This window comes from Salinibacter sp. (genome assembly GCF_036626415.1).
Classification (GTDB): domain Bacteria; phylum Bacteroidota; class Rhodothermia; order Rhodothermales; family Salinibacteraceae; genus Salinibacter.
Window position 1 is genome coordinate 1 of the sequence record NZ_JAZKRW010000061.1, and the last position, 17436, is coordinate 17436.

Annotated in this window: 11 protein-coding genes; 4 read left to right on the forward strand and 7 right to left on the reverse strand. The window is 67.0% G+C overall.

The window, feature by feature from the left end:
* On the forward strand, positions 1–1833 hold a 1833-nt coding region (locus tag V5A20_RS08230; RefSeq protein ID WP_332327093.1), incomplete at its 5' end, for a T9SS type A sorting domain-containing protein.
* Positions 1834–1841: 8 nt separating this feature from the next.
* Here V5A20_RS08230 and V5A20_RS08235 read toward each other — a convergent pair.
* Together V5A20_RS08235 and V5A20_RS08240 are read right to left on the reverse strand one after the other, a co-directional pair.
* A complete protein-coding gene (locus V5A20_RS08235) occupies positions 1842–3791 on the reverse strand; it encodes a serine/threonine-protein kinase (RefSeq protein WP_332327094.1) in 1950 nt (649 codons plus the stop codon).
* A gap of 66 nt (positions 3792–3857) precedes the next feature.
* A complete protein-coding gene (locus V5A20_RS08240; RefSeq protein WP_332327096.1) occupies positions 3858–5285 on the reverse strand; it encodes an aldehyde dehydrogenase family protein in 1428 nt (475 codons plus the stop codon).
* A gap of 165 nt (positions 5286–5450) precedes the next feature.
* Here V5A20_RS08240 and pncA point away from each other — a divergent pair, with 165 nt between their 5' ends.
* Positions 5451–6077, forward strand: a complete 627-nt coding sequence (gene pncA, locus V5A20_RS08245) for a bifunctional nicotinamidase/pyrazinamidase (protein WP_332327097.1) — start codon at positions 5451–5453, stop codon at positions 6075–6077.
* A 57-nt stretch (positions 6078–6134) separates the two neighbouring features.
* Here the strand turns inward: pncA and V5A20_RS08250 are convergent, their stop codons facing one another.
* The 4 genes from V5A20_RS08250 to V5A20_RS08265 form a co-directional block, all read right to left on the reverse strand.
* Positions 6135–6782, reverse strand: a complete 648-nt coding sequence (locus V5A20_RS08250; RefSeq protein ID WP_332327098.1) for a CIA30 family protein — start codon at positions 6780–6782, stop codon at positions 6135–6137.
* A gap of 225 nt (positions 6783–7007) precedes the next feature.
* Positions 7008–8603 (reverse strand): bifunctional aminoglycoside phosphotransferase/ATP-binding protein, encoded by a 1596-nt coding sequence (locus tag V5A20_RS08255; RefSeq protein WP_332327099.1) that lies wholly within the window; start codon positions 8601–8603, stop codon positions 7008–7010.
* Between the two features lie 4 nt (positions 8604–8607).
* Positions 8608–10767 carry a 3-hydroxyacyl-CoA dehydrogenase NAD-binding domain-containing protein gene (locus V5A20_RS08260; RefSeq protein WP_332316484.1) on the reverse strand — a complete coding sequence of 720 codons (2160 nt, stop codon included), beginning with the start codon at positions 10765–10767 and terminating at the stop codon, positions 8608–8610.
* 48 nt (positions 10768–10815) lie between these two features.
* A complete protein-coding gene (locus V5A20_RS08265) occupies positions 10816–12117 on the reverse strand; it encodes an acetyl-CoA C-acyltransferase (RefSeq protein ID WP_332316483.1) in 1302 nt (433 codons plus the stop codon).
* Positions 12118–12312: 195 nt separating this feature from the next.
* Here V5A20_RS08265 and rlmB point away from each other — a divergent pair, with 195 nt between their 5' ends.
* Entirely contained in the window at positions 12313–13074 is a 762-nt protein-coding gene (gene rlmB, locus V5A20_RS08270) for a 23S rRNA (guanosine(2251)-2'-O)-methyltransferase RlmB (RefSeq protein ID WP_332316482.1), read from the forward strand.
* 483 nt (positions 13075–13557) lie between these two features.
* Positions 13558–15501 carry a methyl-accepting chemotaxis protein gene (locus V5A20_RS08275; RefSeq protein ID WP_332327100.1) on the forward strand — a complete coding sequence of 648 codons (1944 nt, stop codon included), beginning with the start codon at positions 13558–13560 and terminating at the stop codon, positions 15499–15501.
* Positions 15502–15623: 122 nt separating this feature from the next.
* Here V5A20_RS08275 and V5A20_RS08280 read toward each other — a convergent pair whose 3' ends face one another.
* Positions 15624–17198: a glycerol-3-phosphate dehydrogenase/oxidase gene (locus V5A20_RS08280; protein WP_332316480.1), complete on the reverse strand. Its 1575-nt coding sequence runs from the start codon at positions 17196–17198 to the stop codon at positions 15624–15626.
* Between the last annotated feature and the right edge of the window lie 238 nt (positions 17199–17436).

Below are 17436 nucleotides of genomic sequence, written 5' to 3' on the forward strand. Positions count from 1 at the left end.
GATCCTCAAACCCCTTCTGAACTGCGGATCGCCGAGGTTCCGCCCCCAGACGGGGGCGCCCCGTCCTTTACGGATTCGGGGCGTTCGAACGGCACGACCTATTTCTACCGCGTGTCGGCCGAAACCGGCGAGACGGGAGAAGGCACCTTGACGTGCGGGGGCTCCAATACGGATGAGTCGACGCTCTCCAATCAGGCCTCCGCCACGCCCTTCGCGCCGACGGGCCTCCAGATTGAAGAACCGGACGTTCCGGTGTCTCAGCCCGTGGAGGCCGGCGCCGCCGTCGATGTGACGGTGCAAGGGACCAATGTTCCGTCTGATGAAACGGTCCAGTTGCAATTCCGACAGGGGGGAGAATCCTCGTTCACGAGCCTGACAATGGCGCGGGACGGATCCGAGTTCACGGAGTCCATCCCGGGAGCCGAGGTCACGGATCGAGGGGTGGCGTTCATCGTCACGACGCGAGATGAGGGGGGAAACGAGGTGCGCGCTCCGTCAAACGGCGTGGCGTCGGTCCGCGTAGAGTCCGAAACCCTCTCCTTTACCCAACCCGGCGGCACGGCGCAGACGGCGTACCGCATCGTGGCCTACCCCGGCCAACAAAACGACCAACGGCTGTCGACGCTGTTTGAAGCACTTGCTCCGTACGATCCAACCGAGTGGCGCCTCTTTGCCATTGGGCCGGAGGGCCTCACCTCAGAGGGCGGCTACGAAGAGCGGAACGACCTCGGGGAGGAACTGGAGACCGGCCGGGCCCTCTGGCTGATTCGTCGATCGGGGGGGACAGTGGGGCCGGTGCAGGGGACGTCCCTCCGCACGGATCAGCCCTTTGAGATACCGCTGCAGGAAGGGTGGAACTTGATTGGAAACCCCTTCGCCTTCGACGTCCCGCGGGCACAGCTCTCCGTGGAAAACACCTCTGCGACGATCCAGGACGTGTTCGGCTACAATGGAACGTTTACGCCCAAAGGGGCGGGGGACGTGCTGGAGCCGTACCGCGGGTTCCTGGTTCGTCTCTCCGATGGGCAGGCGGGGACCCTCCTCATCGATCCAACCGCGGATGTCCCTTCGTCCTCAAAATCGGCGACCGGCCCAGAGCCCGCGTGGGATATAAATCTGTCCGCCCAGGTTGACCGGGCCCGAGATGGATTCAACACCCTTGGGGTTGCTTCCGAGGCAAGCAATGGTCTTGATCCGGCGGATGGCCGTGAGCCGCCCCCGGTGGGCGAGTACGTGTCCCTCGCCTTCCGCGCTCCGAATGAGGACGGAGCCCTTTGGCGCGACATTCGAGCCGGGGAGGGATCTCTCGACACCTGGACGGCCGAGGTGCGGACGAACGTGTCAGGGATGGTGACGGTCAGTGCGACGGGGGTAGCGTCGGTGCCCGAGGGAAAAGAAGTGTGGCTCGTGGATCCAGCACTGGAGGAAGTGCAGAATCTTCGGGAGACGCCCCGATATCAATTTCCAGCGTCCGGCGATGAGAAGACGCGTCGGCTTCGGGTCCATGTCGGGTCGCCCGCGGCGGTCCAGCAGGCCCTCGGCAGAGCGGATGATCGTCCTCAGCGTATTGAACTGCTGCCGAGCGTGCCGCACCCGGTGCGCACGCACGCCACGTTTCGGTATCAGGTCCCCGAGCCTACACGGGTGACGCTTGAAGTCTACGACCTTCTGGGCCGACGCGTGGCGACGCTCATGGACGGTCGCCGAGTAGAGACCGGCACCCACACGTACAACTGGACCCCCCGTACCGGAACGGTGTCCAGTGGGACCTATCTGCTTCGCCTACAGGCCGGGGGCGTCACGCGAACCCGCCGCCTCGTTATCGTGCAGTAGCCGCCGGCTTACTCGGACACCGGAGACAGCTCAAAAACGAGTGGCGTCTCCATGCCGGGCTCGAACTGAACGGTCCGCTCGGTTGGCGTATGGCCCTCTTTCTCGACCCGAATGGTATGCCGGCCCATGCGGCGCGTGATGCGCTGCGGCGTGTACCCCACCGTCTCGCTGTCGACCCGCACCGTTGCATTGGGAAGCGGGGTGCCCGAGACCGTACGGGCCGTCACGGCCACCTCCACCCGCTGGGTGAAGTCCACCGTCTGCTCGTAGCGCTCGCCCGCCTCCAACTGAAGCTGCGTCTCCCACCGTCCAAGGGCAGAGCTCACTTCAATGCGGTGGGAGCCGGGGGAGAGCGAGTCCACAACCGGAGCGCCCGAGTCGGCAGAGCGAAGCGTGCCGTCGATCCGGACCTTCCCCGAGGGAACGACGCGCAGCTGCACCACGGCAGGGCGGAGGGTGAGGTCCCGTGTCACCAGGGTGGTGTCTCCGTCCTGAATGGTAATTGTAGTCTCGAAGGGACGATAATTTTGCAATCGGAGGGCCACCTCGTAGGAGTCCGGCTCTAAGTCGTCCAGCGTCACGGGCGTGCTGCCGATCTGCGACTCCCCGACACGTACGGAGGCCCCCTCCGGGTCGGACCGAACGAAGAGCACGCCCCGAGCGGGAGACTGCGACTCGGTGGGTTCATCGTCGGAGGCCGTTGGCTCGGCAGCAGGCTGCTCCGTGACGCGGGGGGCTGGCTGTGAGTCTTCGGGGGCGGCGTCAGGGGGCGTGGGATCAGTGGGATTGGTCTCGGAGGTCTCACTCGTCGGTTGCTGGTCGTCTCTCGATTCTACCTCCATCGGGGCAGCGTCTGGGTTCTGACCACGGGCGGTGTTAGTATCGGCCTCCTCCGAACCTTGAGAAGCAGCGTCTTGCTGTGGCGCGGGGCTCGCCGCCACGGTCTGGCGGGTGGTGTCGGAAGGTGCGGGCGGCGAGACGGAAAAAATGGGCAGTCCAAGTGTGGCCCGCACACCGGCGTACGTGCCCGCCAGTATGAGCACGAGGGTCGCTGCGAGGCCGATCCACTGGGGAACCGAAAAGAGCGTGTCGGAGGCGGAGCGGCCGGGCTCCGCGATGGGAACCGCCTCGTCGGTCTCCGGGTTGGGAAGTCGATGCAATGCTGTCCGGGCGTCCGAGGGACGATCAGCCGGGTCTTTTGACAAGAGGTCTAGCACCACCTGCTCCACCGCTGGGGGAATCGCCGGTGCGTATGTCGATGGCGGCGGAAACGACGCCTCCACGATGGCCCGTTGGATGACAAAGTCGCTTTCCGACCGGTCGAACGGGAGTTGGCCGGTGAAGGCTTCGTAGGCGACGAGGCCGACCGCGAACAGGTCGCTGGCCTCATTCACGTTGTGGAGGCCTTCCACCTGCTCCGGCGACATGTACGCGACGGTGCCGAGCTGGTCGTGCGTCGCTGTCAGGTCGGCGTCGGACGCCAGAATCTTGGCCAGCCCAAAGTCCGTGATGACCGCCTGCCCGTCCGCGTCGACGAGGATGTTGCTGGGCTTGAGGTCGCGGTGCAGGACCCCGGAGGCATGGGCGTGGCCTACGGCGGTGAGCACCTGCCGCAGGAGGGACAGGGCCTGCGGGGGCTCCAGCTGGCCGCGCCGCTGCAACACGGTCTGCAGGGAGGGGCCCTCGACGTGCTCCATCACGAAAAACAGGGCGTCCTTCGTTTCGCGGAGTGTGTACACGTCGACGATGCCGTCCGCGTCCAGGCGGGCCAGGGCCTTGGCCTCCTCCCGGAAGCGGCGCACGAAGGTGTCATCGCCGGCCAGGTGGGGGGCAATCACCTTCAGCGCTACGGTCTTCTCGAGGGCCACGTCGGTGGCGCGGTAGACGGTGCCCATGCCGCCGCGGCCAATGACCGCGTCGAGGCGATACCCATCCAGTACCTCGCCGACGTCGGGCACGAAAAACCAGGGCGAAGTGTGAGAAGACAATGACGCCGACCCGCTGAAGTCGAAGACGACCTTCGTTCAGAAGAAGCGCAAGACCCAGTCCGCGATGCGGCTCGTGAGACGGTCGTAGGGGGGATACAGGGGCTGCAGCAGGTCGGATCCGTACGATCGCCGGAGCACGGAACGCTCGTTGGAAAATTCCCGGAACCCCCAGTGGCCGTGCCCCCGACCGATTCCGCTTTGGCCCTTCCCGCCAAACGGAAGGTTGGGATTCAGGAAGTGGAGAAGGGCCTCGTTTACACTGGTGCTGCCGGCCGTCGTGCGGTTGAGAATCGCCTCAATCGTGGTCTCCCGCTCGGAAAAGACGTATTGGGTAAGGGGCGCCGGCCGGTCATTGATAATCTGGAGGGCGTCGTCGAGCGACTCGTAGGCGATGATGGGGAGCAGCGGGCCGAAGATCTCCTCCTGCATGATCGTGGCGTCGAGCGGCACGTCCGTAAGTAGAGTCGGGGCCACGAAGTTCGTTTCGGGATCGTGCCGCCCCCCAACGGCCACACTGGCCCCGGTCTCCACCGCATCACTGAGCAGGCTTGTGACTGATGCGTAGTGATCATCGTGGACGAGACGGGCGTAGTCGTCGCTGGCCTGCTGGGCGGCGACGGACGCACCGTAGAACTGCCGGACGCACGTCTGAATCTGATCGACCAGTGCATCGTGGATTCGGTCTTCGACGAGGACGTAGTCGGGGGCGATGCAGGTCTGCCCCGCGTTGGTGAACTTCGCCCAGGCGATGCGGCCTGCAGCGTGGTCGAGGTCGGCGGTGGCGTCCACCACCGTGGGCGACTTGCCCCCGAGCTCGAGCGTCACGGAGGTCAGGTGCTTTGCGGCGGCCGTCATCACGCGGCGTCCGATGGTGGGACTGCCGGTAAAAAAGATGTGATCGAGGGGCTGCGCCGTGAGTAGCTTGGCGGTCTCAGGCCCGCCGGTAAAAACCGTCACCTCGCGCTCTTCGTACAGGTCCGCAATAAGTTCTGTTATTGCATGAGCCGTGTTGGGAGCGTGTTCAGAGGGCTTTAAGGCCACACAATTCCCGGCGGCGATGGCACCGACGAGCGGACCGAGCAAGAGGTTGACGGGGTAGTTCCAGGGCGCCATGATGAGAACGGTGCCCTTCGGCTCATGGTGGATCTCCGATCGAGTGCCCGTGAAGAGGAGGGGGGAAGACACCCGGTCCGGCGCCATCCACTCGCCGAGATTCGTGATGGCGTGCTCGGCCTCCTTCGTGACGGCCTTGATCTCGGTCAGGTCCACCTCGACCGGGGCCTTCCGAAAATCCGCCCGGAGGGCGTCGTAGAAGGTCTGCCGCCGGTCCAGAAGGGCGTCGGCGAGGCGCTGGAGTTTGGCCCTGCGCTGTTCGACGGATGTCTGTCGGACACGGGGCGCGTGGTCGCGCAGGGCCGCCACGCGCTGGCGAATCTCCTCCTCGGAAGTCGGGGTGTTGGTCACGGGAGAGGTGCAGGGAAAGCGTACGAGAGAAGGGCTGACTGGATCGGTTTCCTCTCAAACCTCCACCTTGAGTCCAATGGTCCCGGGCACCGAGGGGCAAACAACCCCGCAGAACGCGGCGTACCTACAATGAGATGTCTTCTCAACAAGCATGGTCACGCCCCCATGAACGCACTGCTAATCGTCGACCTCCAGAACGACTTTTGCCCCGGCGGCGCCCTGGCGGTGCCGGAGGGCGACACCATCGTGCCGACCGTGAATGAATTGGCCGCCCAGTTTGACTCTGTCATTCAGACGCAGGACTGGCATCCGGCCGGACACCAGTCGTTTGCCTCGTCGCATCCGAACCACGCTCCGATGGACGTGATCGAGGTGGACTACGGGGAGCAGGTCCTTTGGCCCGATCACTGCGTGCAGGGCACGGAGGGCGCCGCGTTTCATCCGGACCTCGACACCACCCGGTCCGAGCTGATTCTCCGCAAGGGGTTTCGGCCCGAGATTGACTCGTACTCGGCGTTCTACGAAAACGACGGCGAAACCCCGACCGGCCTCACGGGCTACCTGCGCGAGCGAGACATCGACACGCTGTACGTGTGCGGCCTTGCCGCGGACTTCTGTGTGAAGTGGTCGGCCGTCGATGGGCGCAAGGAAGGGTTCGACGTGTACGTGATCGAAGACGCCACCCGCGGCATCGACCAGGACGGCTCGCTGGCCCAGGCCTGGGACGAGATGAACGCGGCCGGCGTGCAGGTCATCTCCTCGGAGGCCGCGATGGATCTGGCCGCGGCCTAGCGTCGGCCCCAGGTCGGCGGAGTGGAGGCAGGGGCGGCACCCAGGGAAATCCGGCCCCTATTCTGCCTCGCGGTAGGCCCGAATCCAGTCCACCTCAAGCCGAAACGGGCCATCCTGCCCGTCGATGATGTAGATCCCGACCGACTGTATGGCCGAGCGGTCGACCGGGTCGACCCGCACCGGTTCGCCATACGCACTCGCCGTGAGCGAAGCGAACGGGACGCGGACGGTGCTCCAGGCGTCGCTCGTGGGGACGGGCCCACGCCGGTTCACCTCACGCCCCCGGCTCCGGGTCCCGTCATCAACGTCGAGTTGGAACGTGCGCCCCCCGCCGCGGACGCGGAGCTCAATCCCATCGTAGTCCGAGAGGTCGACCCGCCGGGGCGCACGGACCGACGTGAACCCGCCCCCTTCAGTCACGACCTTCCCGGTGAACACGAGTCTGCTCTCGGTCCGCTCGACATAGCCCTTCGAGCGACCGCCCATTACGCCGTCGTTCTCGACGCTCCAGTCGGCCGCGTCCGCCCCCTCGAAGTCGAAGAGCATCCGGGGCGCGGGCAGCGATGTGGAATGGACCGGAGAAGCCGCTTCTGCGGACGGAGAGGGCGAGCCCCCTGGCGCCTGAGCGGAAGCGAAGGGGGACAAGAGCCACGCGGTGCCGACGAGGGCCACGGTGCCGAGGCTGAGTGCGAGAAGGCGGGGCATAAATGGGGACAGATCCGACATTCCGGGATGGAGTGCTGGGACCTCGGGGCCATTTCTACGGTCCCATGAACCAACAAATGGTAACCCAAAATTGCCCACACTGTTCGGGGAAACGAGTCCGCGGTGCGACCTGGCACCGCCGGGGTGCTCACTGGCAGTCCCCTGGGACGAAGCCTCCGCAGGGTCCCGGGCGTGTAGCGTGACCGTCGACAGGGGCGGCCGGTCTCAGCCGGACAGCCGGATCAACGTCTTCAGAACGTCGAGCGTCGTCTGGGCGGGCGATCCTTCGGTCCCGACCCGGACGTGGCGCGGGTCCTCCAGGGCGTCGGGTGCCTCGTAGCGCTCGGTGAGCATCGGGAAGTCGGTGGCCCGGGCGTCGGAGGCTGTGGCGTCCGCGGCGGAGCGTCGGCGCAGGCGCCGCTTGAGTTCGTCGTCGGGGGCCGTCACCTCCACGAAAACGTACGGCACGTCCGCAGCGCGGAGGGCGGAGCGGAGCCGTTCCCGCTGTGTGGGGCGGCTAAACGTCGCATCGAGCACGGTGCCCTGGTGCCGCTGCGCCCGCTCCAGGGCCCGGGTGCGGAGCGTGGCGTAGGTGGCCTCCGTCGTCGCATCGGTGTAAAGGCGCTCGCGCGTAGCGGCGTCGGGCCGCTGGTGGAGCGGAACGCCCGCGTGCGTCTTGCGGATGCGGTCGGAGGCGAGGTGGGGCCAGCCCAGGGCCCGGGCCACCGCCTCGGCCTGTGTGCTCTTGCCCGTGCCGGGGCGTCCCATTGCGACCACCACGAGGGGCCGGGGGCCCGCCACCGCGTAGCGCAGGGCCAGCTGGTAGTAGTGGCGGGCGGCGGCCCGGCTGCGGGCCTGCTCGGCCGGGGGCACCTCGTCCTCGGCGGCCCGGAGGCCGTGCACCTTGCCCCGAATTTGGGCGCGCTGGCTTTTGTAGAAGGGGAGCAGGGTCCGGAGATCGGGGTCGCCCAGCCCCTCCGCCATTCGCCCCGCGAAGCGGCGAGACAGCTCCGGGTGGCCCTTGCGGTCGAGGTCCATCGCCAGGAACGCCACGTCGTTGGCCACGTCGAGGTGCCGAAACTCGTCGTTGAACTCCACGCAGTCGAAGATGGCGACGCGGTCGTCGGTGAGGTGGACGTGCTCCAGCCGCAGGTCGCCGTGGCCCTCCACCACGAATCCGTGGGCCCGCCGCCGGTGGAGGAGGGACGCTCGTTGGTCGTAAAAGCGGTCGGCGAAGAAGCGAAGCGCCTCGTGGGCCGGGCGCGAGAGCAGATGGCCCACGTGTCCCTCCGCCTTAGCCTCGGCGAAGTTCCCCTCGGTCACCGCACGGAGCCGGTCGATGCGGCCCGCCTCGGCCACCTCGGGCGTTGACGGGCGCGACTCGTAAAAGCCGCAGAGCGTACGCGCAACCCGGTCGACCTCGGGGGCCGACGCGGTTCCGCGGGCGAGCCGCGCCTCCAAAAACTGACTCGGCTCCAGGTAGCGCATCTGTACAGCCACCTCCACAACGGGGCCCGCGTCGGGGTCGCCGTCTACCTTGAGGCCGTCGTCGGTGTCGACGATGGGCACGGTGCCCTCGTACGTGTCGGGCGCGAGGCGACGGTTGAGGCGGACCTCCTGCTCGCAGAAGTGCCGGCGTCGCTCCAGGGTCGAGAAGTCGAGGTAGGCGAGCGAGACCGGCTTTTTGATTTTGTAGACCCGGGGCGGGACGAGGGCGACCAGCGAGATGTGGGTCTGCTCAAACTCGATCTGATCCGGGTCGTGCGGGTAGGCAGCAGGGGTGGAGAGGGCACTTTTGAGGGCGGAGAGGGACGGCGCCATGCGCTTACGAGTGGAAGGTGGTGTCCTGATTGGCGTGGGTGCGGAGGCGGTCGGCCGGGCGGAAGCGGGGGCCGTGTCGGTCGGTCAGGGCCTGCAGGGTGTCCACGATCGTGTCGGCCCCCTGGCGGTCCACATGGCGGAAGGGCCCGCCCAGAAAGGGCGGAAAGCCGAGCCCGAAGACGGCCCCGAGGTCGCCGTCGATGGGGGCGCGGAGCACCTCGTCTTCGAGGCACCGCACGGCCTCGTTCACCATCATGAGGCGGAGGCGGTCCTGCACCGCATCGGCGGGAGGCGTCGAGCGGGTCGAGGCGTCGCTGTGGTGGTACACTGCGTCGTGGACGCCCTGGGGGTCCTTGTCGTCGGCGTCGTCGTCGGCGTCGTACTCGTAGAACCCGAGGTTGGTCTTCTGGCCCAGCAAATCGGCCTCCGCGAGCTGGGCTGCACAGTCGCTAATGTCGACGCGGTCGGGAGAGAGGGCCTCGCCCATCACGTCTGTAATTTTGGCCGCCACGTCCAGGCCGACGAGGTCAAACAGCTCGAACGGGCCCATGGGGAACCCGGCGTCCCTCATCGCCGCGTCCACGGCCTCGACCTCCGCCCCGGCCTCGAAGAGCAGAAGCGCCTCGTTCATGTAGAGGGCCAAGATGCGGGTCGTGTAGAAGCCCGGGCCGTCGTTCACGACAATGACGGTCTTGTCCTGCGCGAGGCCTGCGGCGTAGGCGGTGGCGAGCGCCTCATCGGACGTGTCCTCGGTGACGACGATCTCCAAGAGTGGAATGTCGGGGACCGGGGAGAAGTAGTGCATGCCGAGGACGCGGGACGGGTCGTCGACCCCGTTGGCAATGGTCGAGATGGGCAGGGCGGAGGTGTTGGACGCGAGCACCGTGTCCGCGTCCACGACGGCTTCGACCTCCGACAGCACCGCGTGCTTGATTGAGAGGTCCTCCGGCACGGCCTCAATCACGACATCGGCCGCCCGGAGCGGGGCATAGTCGGCGGTCGGGGCCACCCGCTCGACGATTTGGTCGCGTGCAAACGTGTTGAGGATGCCCTTCTCCTTCTGCTCGTTGACCGCGGACCAAACGGCCTTTTTCCCCTGGGCCGCGAGGGCCAGCGACTGGTCCTTGAGCACGACGTCGAGCCCATTCTGGACCGACACCTGGGCGATGCCGCTGCCCATAAGGCCGGCCCCGAGCACGCCGAGCGTCTTGACCGGACGCGCCCGGGTGGGCTCGGGGTTCGTCTCTGCGTCCCGTTTGGCAAAGAAGAGGGAGACGAGGGCCTGGGATTCGGGCGTAAACGCCAGTTCGCCAAAGTACTGCCCCTCCACGTCCAGGCCCGCCTCTAGACCCTCCTCCGTGCCCGTGCGCACGGCGTCGATGATGCGGGCGGGGGCGGGGTAGTTGCCATGGGTGCGCTTCTCGGTCCGTGTGCGGGCCTGCCGGTAGATGATGCGCCGGCTGACGGGATTGCCCTCCAGCAGGCGGTCCCCGAAGGACGGCTCCTCGCGGTCGACGGCCCGCGCGCCCGAGGCCAACTGGCGCGCCGCCCGACGCGCGGCGGCAGGGAGGCCGGGCGGGTGGACGAGGGCGTCGACCAGTCCGATGCGGCGCGCCTTGTCGGGGTACGTGTTTTTGCCGGTGAGGAGGAGCGAGAGGGCCTTCTGCACCCCGATCAGGCGCGGAAGGAGTTGCGTTCCCCCGCCGCCGGGCAGCAGTCCGAGCTGGACCTCGGGCAGGGCCATTTTCGTGGCGTCCGCGGTGGAAGCGATCCGGTAGTCGCAGTTGAGGGCCAACTCCAAGCCGCCCCCCATCACGGGGCCGTGGAGGGCGGCGACGGTCGGCACGGGGAGGCTCCGGACCCGCTCCCCGAGGGCGTGGGCCTCGCGGCTTACGCGACGGGCCTCCGCCGGAATCTCGAACGTCTGGAGCATCTCCAGGTCCGCCCCCACGATAAAAGAGTCTGGCTTGCCACTCGCAATCACGAGCCCCGACAGGTCGGCGTGGGTCTCGATCACGTCCAGGGCGTCGGAAAAGGCATTCAGGGTGTCCCAGGAGATCTTGTTGACCGACGCGTCGGGGTCGTTGAGCTCGAGGATCGCGACGCCGGTCTCGTCCACCGTGAGGGTCAGCAGGTCCGTAGGGACGGAGAGGGCTGTGGGCATGGGTGTGGAGCGTTGTGGGGACAGGCTGGGAGGAAGGCGCGGGGCCGTCTACGACGCTCGCCGTTCGATGAGCAGAGCATGGCCCTGTCCGCCGGCGGCACAGGCCGCCACGAGGGCCCAGCGGCCGTCCTCGTCGTGGAGGCGGTTGACCGCGCTCATCACGAGGCGGGCCCCGGTGGCCCCGAACGGGTGCCCGAGGGACAAGGAGCCGCCGCGGGTGTTGAGACGGTCCATGTCCACCGCGCCGACCGCCTCGCTCCGGTTCAGGTGGTCCTCCGCGAACGTGTCGGAGCGGAGCGCTTCGAGCACCGCCAGGACCTGCCCCGCAAAGGCCTCGTGGAGCTCGATCACATCGATGTCGTCGAGCGCAAGCCCGGCGTCGTCGAGCACCTCGGGAATGGCGTACGCGGGCCCCAGGAGCAGTTCCGTCTCGGGGTCCTGCGCGACGTAGGTGTAGGTGCGAAGGGCGGCGCGCGGGGCGAAGCCCTCGGCCTCGGCGACCTCTTCTGCCATCAGGAGCGTCGCCGAGGCGCCGTCCGTGAGGGCCGACGAGCTGCCCGCCGTGATGGTGCCGAAGGGCTTGACGAACGCGGGGGGAAGGTCCCGAAGCTGGTCCATCGAGGTGTCGTCCCGGATCACGTTGTCGATCGTGATGGGATCAAACTCCGGGGGAACCGTAGCCGGGGCGAGTTCCTCGTCGAGGCGCCCGTCGTCGCGAGCCGCGGCGGCCTTCTCGTGGGAGCGGAGCGCGTACCGGTCCTGGTCCTCACGCGAAACCCCGAACATGGCGGCGAGCCGGTCGGCGCTCTCGCCCATCACCTCGCCGGTCGAAAATTCGGCGATGGCCGGCGTTTCGGGGAGTAGGTCGCCGGGACTGAGGCCGTCGAGTAGGTTCAAGTAGTCGCCCGTGCTCTTGGCCTTGCGGGCCTGGAAAAGCCGCTTCCGGACGGGGCGTTTCAGGCGAACGGGCGGGTCGCTGAGCGTCTCGGTGCCGCCCGCGATCATGGCATCCACCTGTCCGGTCCGGAGCAGGTCCACGCCACTGGTCACGGCCTGGTTGCTGGAGATGCAGGCCATCGTCACCGTGAAGGCGGGAACGCGGTTCGGAATGCCGGCGGCGAGGGCCGCCTCCCGCGCCACATTGCTCGTGTTGACGTCCTGCACCACCGTGCCCATCACCACGCGCTCCACCCGGTCCGCGGGCAGGCCGGTGCGGGTGAGCAGGTGCCGGAGGACCATGCGGCCCATGTCGTAGGCCATGAGGTCGGCGTACCCGGTGCCGGCGCGCTGGAAGGGAAGGCGACAGCCGTCGATAAAGACCGCGGTGCGGCCGGAGGCGGTGGCAGGCATAAGGGTGGGCTTTTGGAAGTGAACAGAATATCTATACGTATGGCCGGTTTCCCCGTTCGGCCCGGCGCGAAAACAGGTCAAAGAGTCGGCGGACGACCGAACCTGCCTCGTGGTCCCCGGTTGCGCATCCCGGAACGGCCCGGCCGTGGGACGTTTCCAACCGGCGGATCATCGCAGTCATCTCCCCCCTTCCCCATGAGTGCCGACGACACCTCTACCCTCATCGGTCGCGAGCCCGTCCTCGAAGCCCTGGAGCGTGACGATCTGGGCCTTGAGAAGGTCATGCTGAAGCAGGGCGCGACGGGATCGCGGATCGGGGCCATCCGGGCCGCGGCCGAAGAGCGAGGCACGCCCGTGCAGTACGTCCCCGAAGCGCGGTTGCGGCACGAGTCGGACGGGGCCGCCCACCAGGGCGTCGTCGCCATCACGGCGCCAATCCGCTACCGAGAGGTGGATGAGATGCTCTCCGAGATTGCGCCCACCTGGGACGCGGTGCAGGCCGCCCAGCCGATGCTTTTGGTCATCGACCGGGTGACGGACCCCCGCAACTTCGGGGCGATTCTTCGGAGCGCGGTGGCGGCGGGGACCGACGGCGTCATCGTGCCGAGCCGTGAGATGGCCCCGCTGAATGCCGCCGCGATCAAGGCCAGTGCCGGGACGGCCCCCCGGATTCCCATTGCACGGAGCGACGACCTGCCGCGCGTGCTGACCCAGCTGAAGGAGCGCAGCTACTTTGTCTACGGCGCAGAGGGCACCGCCGAAGCGCCGCTCTGGGACGCCGACTGGGACCGCCCTGTGGCGGTGGTGCTCGGGAGTGAGGGCGAGGGGCTGGCGCCCCCTGTGGCCGAGGCCTGCGACGAGCTGGTTTCCGTCCCGATGCGCGGTCCGGCCGAGTCGTTGAACGTCTCGGTGGCGGCGGGCCTCCTGCTCTTCACGGCCGCTCGGCCCCGCATGTAGCCACGACGATCGGGGGGGCGTACCGGAAGATTGCGAAGGGCGGGTGTAGGAGTCACTCTGCGTCCCTGATCACCGTGTGCCATTCTTTCATTCCAGCGACCTCACTGACGCTCGTCCCGCCGGTCTGGGATGAGCGTTTCGTACGTGTAGGCGGATGGACGGCACGAGATGTTGTGGGTCATAAGCAGTCCGAGGTTGATCGGAGGGGCACATCCGCTTTCTGAATTAAAAGTCAGGGTGGGATGCCGATAACTGTTGTCGAATTGGATTCGACAAATAACCACGCTTCCAGAACTGTCCACCGATCTTTCTGAGAACGCGCTGTGCTCCCGGCAGGTAACCCTTTTGCCGGTCTCCCATCGCCGGAACAGCCGATCATCGTCGCTGCTCTGGACTCCGACGGGAACCACACCTGCTGTGCACGATGGCACGGGTCGTTTTGAGCCGATTGGGACTGGGGCAGTGCCGAAGTGAATCCCCACGATGCACACCGAAACACTGCGGCAGAATGAGGGCGCCAGTTTCAGTATCGACGGCGAGGCGCTCCGGAAGCAGACGCTCCAATATCTTCGGACCACATGGACGGCCACCAGTCGACGGTTTGCCGGGCTTCTGGTTGTGCAGTGGATCCTGACCGTCGTGTTGGCCAGCGTGGTGTCCGCGGAGGTATGGGCTGGGGCCGAGAGTGCCGTCGGCTCGTACGTCTGGACGGCCATCGTCCTCGGGGGAGGCATCTCGCTTCCGGCGGCCCTCGCGGCCTGGGCGCGTCCGGACGCCCGCCTGACGCGACACGGGGTGGGGATCGCACAGCTCCTCATGTCGGGCCTCCTCATCTATCTTGCGGCCGGCCGCATCGAAATGCACTTCCACATTTTCGCGTCGCTGGCCTTCTTGGGCCTGTACTATGACTGGACGGTCCTGGTGAGCGCTGCGGCCGTGACGGCTGTCGACCATTTCGTCCGCAGCATCTTTTGGCCCATGTCCATGTTTGGGGTGACCCAGCCGGTGCCGTGGATGGCGGCCGAGCACAGCGCGTGGGTGATTTTCGAGGTTGGCTTCCTCACCCTCGGGTGCCTGCAGGCCATTCGGGCCCGGCGAAACCGGGCCCGGACCGAGCTCGAAAACGAGGCCCAGAACGAGGAGCTCGAGACCCTTCTTTCGGATCTGGAGGAGGCGCAGCAGCAAGCCCAGGAAAAGCAGCAGGAGGCGGCACGGGCCGCAGAGACCGCCGAGGAAATTAGCAGCTTCCTCCGGGTAGAGATCGAGGACCTGGACGGCCGTCTCGAGCGGCTTGAGGAGGGAGACCTGACGGTCTCGTTCGCCGGGGCGGGAAAGACCGCGCCCAGCGAGGACGTCGAGCAGGCCGCCGAAATGACCGGGCAGCTGCGGACAAAGCTTGAGGGCGCCGTCCAGTCCATCCGCAATATTCTCCAGGACGTCATGAGCGCGACTCGAGAGGCCAATGGCTCCGCGGAAGAAATTAGCGCGTCGTCCGATCAGATGGCCGCTTCCGCCGAGGAACAGTCCGCCCAGTCCGAAGAGGTGGCCTCCGCCGTCGAAGAGATGAACCAGACGATCAACCAAAATGCGCGGAGTGTCCAGGAGACTGCCGAGGCGGCCGAGGCCGCGGCCAACCAGGCCACCCGCAGCGAAGAGATTGTTCAGAAGGCCACCGGGGAGATGAAAGAAATCGCCGAGGTCGTCGAGACGACTGCCGACGAGGTAAAGCGGCTCGGGGCATCGAGCGGCGACATCATTCAGGTGGTCGACCGGATCGATGAGATTGCCAATCAGACGAACCTGCTCGCCCTGAACGCCGCGATCGAGGCGGCTCGTGCCGGGGAGGAGGGCCGGGGGCAGAGCGGGCAGGGGTTTGCGGTGGTGGCCGAAGAGGTGCGGCAGCTGGCGGAGGAGGCCGACCAGGCCACCTCCGAGATTGAAAAGATGATCGAGGGAGTGATGGAGGGGGTCGAAGAAGCGGTTCGGGCCGCCGAGGAAAGCAACGAGCGGGTCACCGAGAGCGTGCGCCTGGCGGAAGAGGTGGAGGCCTCGCTCGGAGAGGTGTCCGACGCCATTCAGCGAGTCGACCGGAAGGCGGAAGAGATTGCCACGGCGTCGGAGGAGCAGTCCACCACCAGTGAGGAGATCGCCCGGAGCGTGGAGTCGATTTCCACGGCGGCCCGGGAGTCCGCCGCCGGCGTCACGGCCGTGTCCGACGTTGCAACCGAGCTGGATTCACTTACGGAGGATCTGCAGGCCCGGCTGCATCAGTTTACTCTCGGGCAGTCCCGATCGAAGGGGACGGACGGGGCGTCAGGTCCGGCCGAGCCAGCCCTCGAAAAAGACGGTCTGGAGACCCACCCGGCCGGTGGCCCAAAGGACGCAGGCGGTTCGGAGCCGTCGGGGGACGGGGCGCTTCGGGGCTAGAGACAGTAGGGACACAGCGGGCGCCCAAGGGAGAGCGCGAGTGCTGAGAGCGCGAGGGGCCGGCTACAGAAGGCCGTGCCCGTGAGCCGTGCCGCGCTTTGCACCCGCAGGGACAGGTTCCGCTACGAGGTGAGAGACGGCATCAGGTAGTTGCTTGCCACCTCAGTGAAGGCGTCGACCTGGTCGTCGGCCCAGGAGGAGGGAAGATCCCGTTCCTCGGCCATCAACTCGGCCACCCTCGGCGCCACGTCGATGCTCGCCTGCGCATCGAGCAGGAGGCAGCGTGTGCGGCGAGCCAAGACGTCCTCGACGGTCCGCGCCATCTCGTGCCGGGCGGCCCACACCACCTGGGCCCCTCGGATCGGCAGTCGCTCGTCGAGGGGCTCGCGGAGGTCGGGGCGATCTTCCATAAGGGCCTGCAGCTCCTCCGCGTCGGCGCCGTACAGGGCAAGGTCGCCGAACCGGTCGGCGTCCTGGTGCCAGCCGTGCAGGCGCAGCTCGTCTGTGTTCGAGGGGCGTCGCGCAAGCTCCGCGTGGTGGGCGGCCCGATCGATGGTGTCTTCCGCCATTTTGCGATAGGTGGTCCACTTGCCCCCGGAAATCGTGACGAGGCCGCTCTCGGACACATTGAGCTGATGCTCGCGGGAAATGTCCGAGGTGTCGCCGTTGCTTCCGGGCGGGGCCACCAGGGGCCGGATGCCGGCGTAGACACTCAAGACATCTTCCGGGCCGGGATCCTTCTCGAGGTACCGCTGGGCGTGGGTCAGCAGAAAGTCGAGTTCGTCGTGCCCGGGGGTGGGCTCCATGCTCACCTCCTCAACCTCCGCCTCGGTCGTGCCCACCACGACCCGGTCGTGCCACGGGATCGCAAACAGCACGCGGCCGTCGTCCGTCTTCGGCACCATGATGGCACTGTCGCCCGGCAAGAACGACTTGTCAAGGACAATGTGGGTCCCGCGGCTAGGCCGGAGGGTGGTGCCGGCCGTCGGGTCGTCCATCTGGCGGATCGTGTCGGTGAAGATGCCGGTGGCGTTGATGACGGACCGGGCCTCGATCTCGAACGTGTCTCCGGTTTCCTGGCACTCAGCGATCACGCCGTCCACCGTGCCGTTCGTTTTCGTCAGGTCCGTGGCCTTCATGTAGTTGATCAGCACGCCGCCGTGCTCGTCGGCCGTCTGGGCCATGTTGACGGCCAGCCGGGTGTCGTCAAACTGCCCGTCGAAGTACAGAATGCCGCCGCGCAGGCCGTCGGTCTCTACGGTCGGGAGGCGCTCGACCGTCTGGTCTCGATTCAGGTACTGCGAGCGGCCAAAGTTTTGGCTACCCGCGAGCAGGTCGTACACCTTCATCCCGATGCCGTAGTAGGGGGCCTCCCACCACTTGTAGCTGGGCACCACGAAGGGGAGGTTGCTCACGAGGTGGGGGGCGTTGTCCTGGAGCCGCTCTCGTTCCTTCAACGCTTCGAAGACGAGTGAGACGTTGCCCTGCTCCAGGTACCGAACGCCGCCGTGGACGAGCTTCGTCGAGCGGCTGGAGGTGGCCTTGGCAAAGTCGTGCATCTCGAGCAGGAGCGTGTCGTAGCCCCGCGCTGCGGCGTCGACGGCGCACCCCAGTCCGGTAGCCCCGCCGCCGATGATGACGAAATCCCAGGGGGTCTGCCGAGATTTGAGTGCCTCGATGCCTTGTGTGCGGTCCATGAGATCAGTCGCTAAAGCAACAAAAAGAATGCGTCGGCGCCGGGCGGGTATCGGCCGCCGCTCCGTGTCGGGGCGTTCGCAACGGGAGGGACGCACGGGTCCCAAAGTTGGATCGCCCCCGGCTGCAGGGATGAGCGAAAGCACTGGGGCCCCCACCGGCAGGTGGCGGCCCCAGGCCGACTGAGCGTGTTCATCGCACTCAGTGTGCTCATCTATGCACCGCTCGTGTCCGTTAGAA

Excerpts from the sequence above, each read along its gene's own strand:
- pncA (WP_332327097.1), top strand. The coding sequence starts at position 5,451 with ATGAACGCACTGCTAATCGTCGACCTCCAGAACGACTTTTGCCCCGGC.
- V5A20_RS08250 (WP_332327098.1), bottom strand. The coding sequence starts at position 6,782 with ATGCCCCGCCTTCTCGCACTCAGCCTCGGCACCGTGGCCCTCGTCGGC.
- V5A20_RS08255 (WP_332327099.1), bottom strand. The coding sequence starts at position 8,603 with ATGGCGCCGTCCCTCTCCGCCCTCAAAAGTGCCCTCTCCACCCCTGCT.
- V5A20_RS08260 (WP_332316484.1), bottom strand. The coding sequence starts at position 10,767 with ATGCCCACAGCCCTCTCCGTCCCTACGGACCTGCTGACCCTCACGGTG.
- V5A20_RS08265 (WP_332316483.1), bottom strand. The coding sequence starts at position 12,117 with ATGCCTGCCACCGCCTCCGGCCGCACCGCGGTCTTTATCGACGGCTGT.
- rlmB (WP_332316482.1), top strand. The coding sequence starts at position 12,313 with ATGAGTGCCGACGACACCTCTACCCTCATCGGTCGCGAGCCCGTCCTC.
- V5A20_RS08275 (WP_332327100.1), top strand. The coding sequence starts at position 13,558 with ATGCACACCGAAACACTGCGGCAGAATGAGGGCGCCAGTTTCAGTATC.
- V5A20_RS08280 (WP_332316480.1), bottom strand. The coding sequence starts at position 17,198 with ATGGACCGCACACAAGGCATCGAGGCACTCAAATCTCGGCAGACCCCC.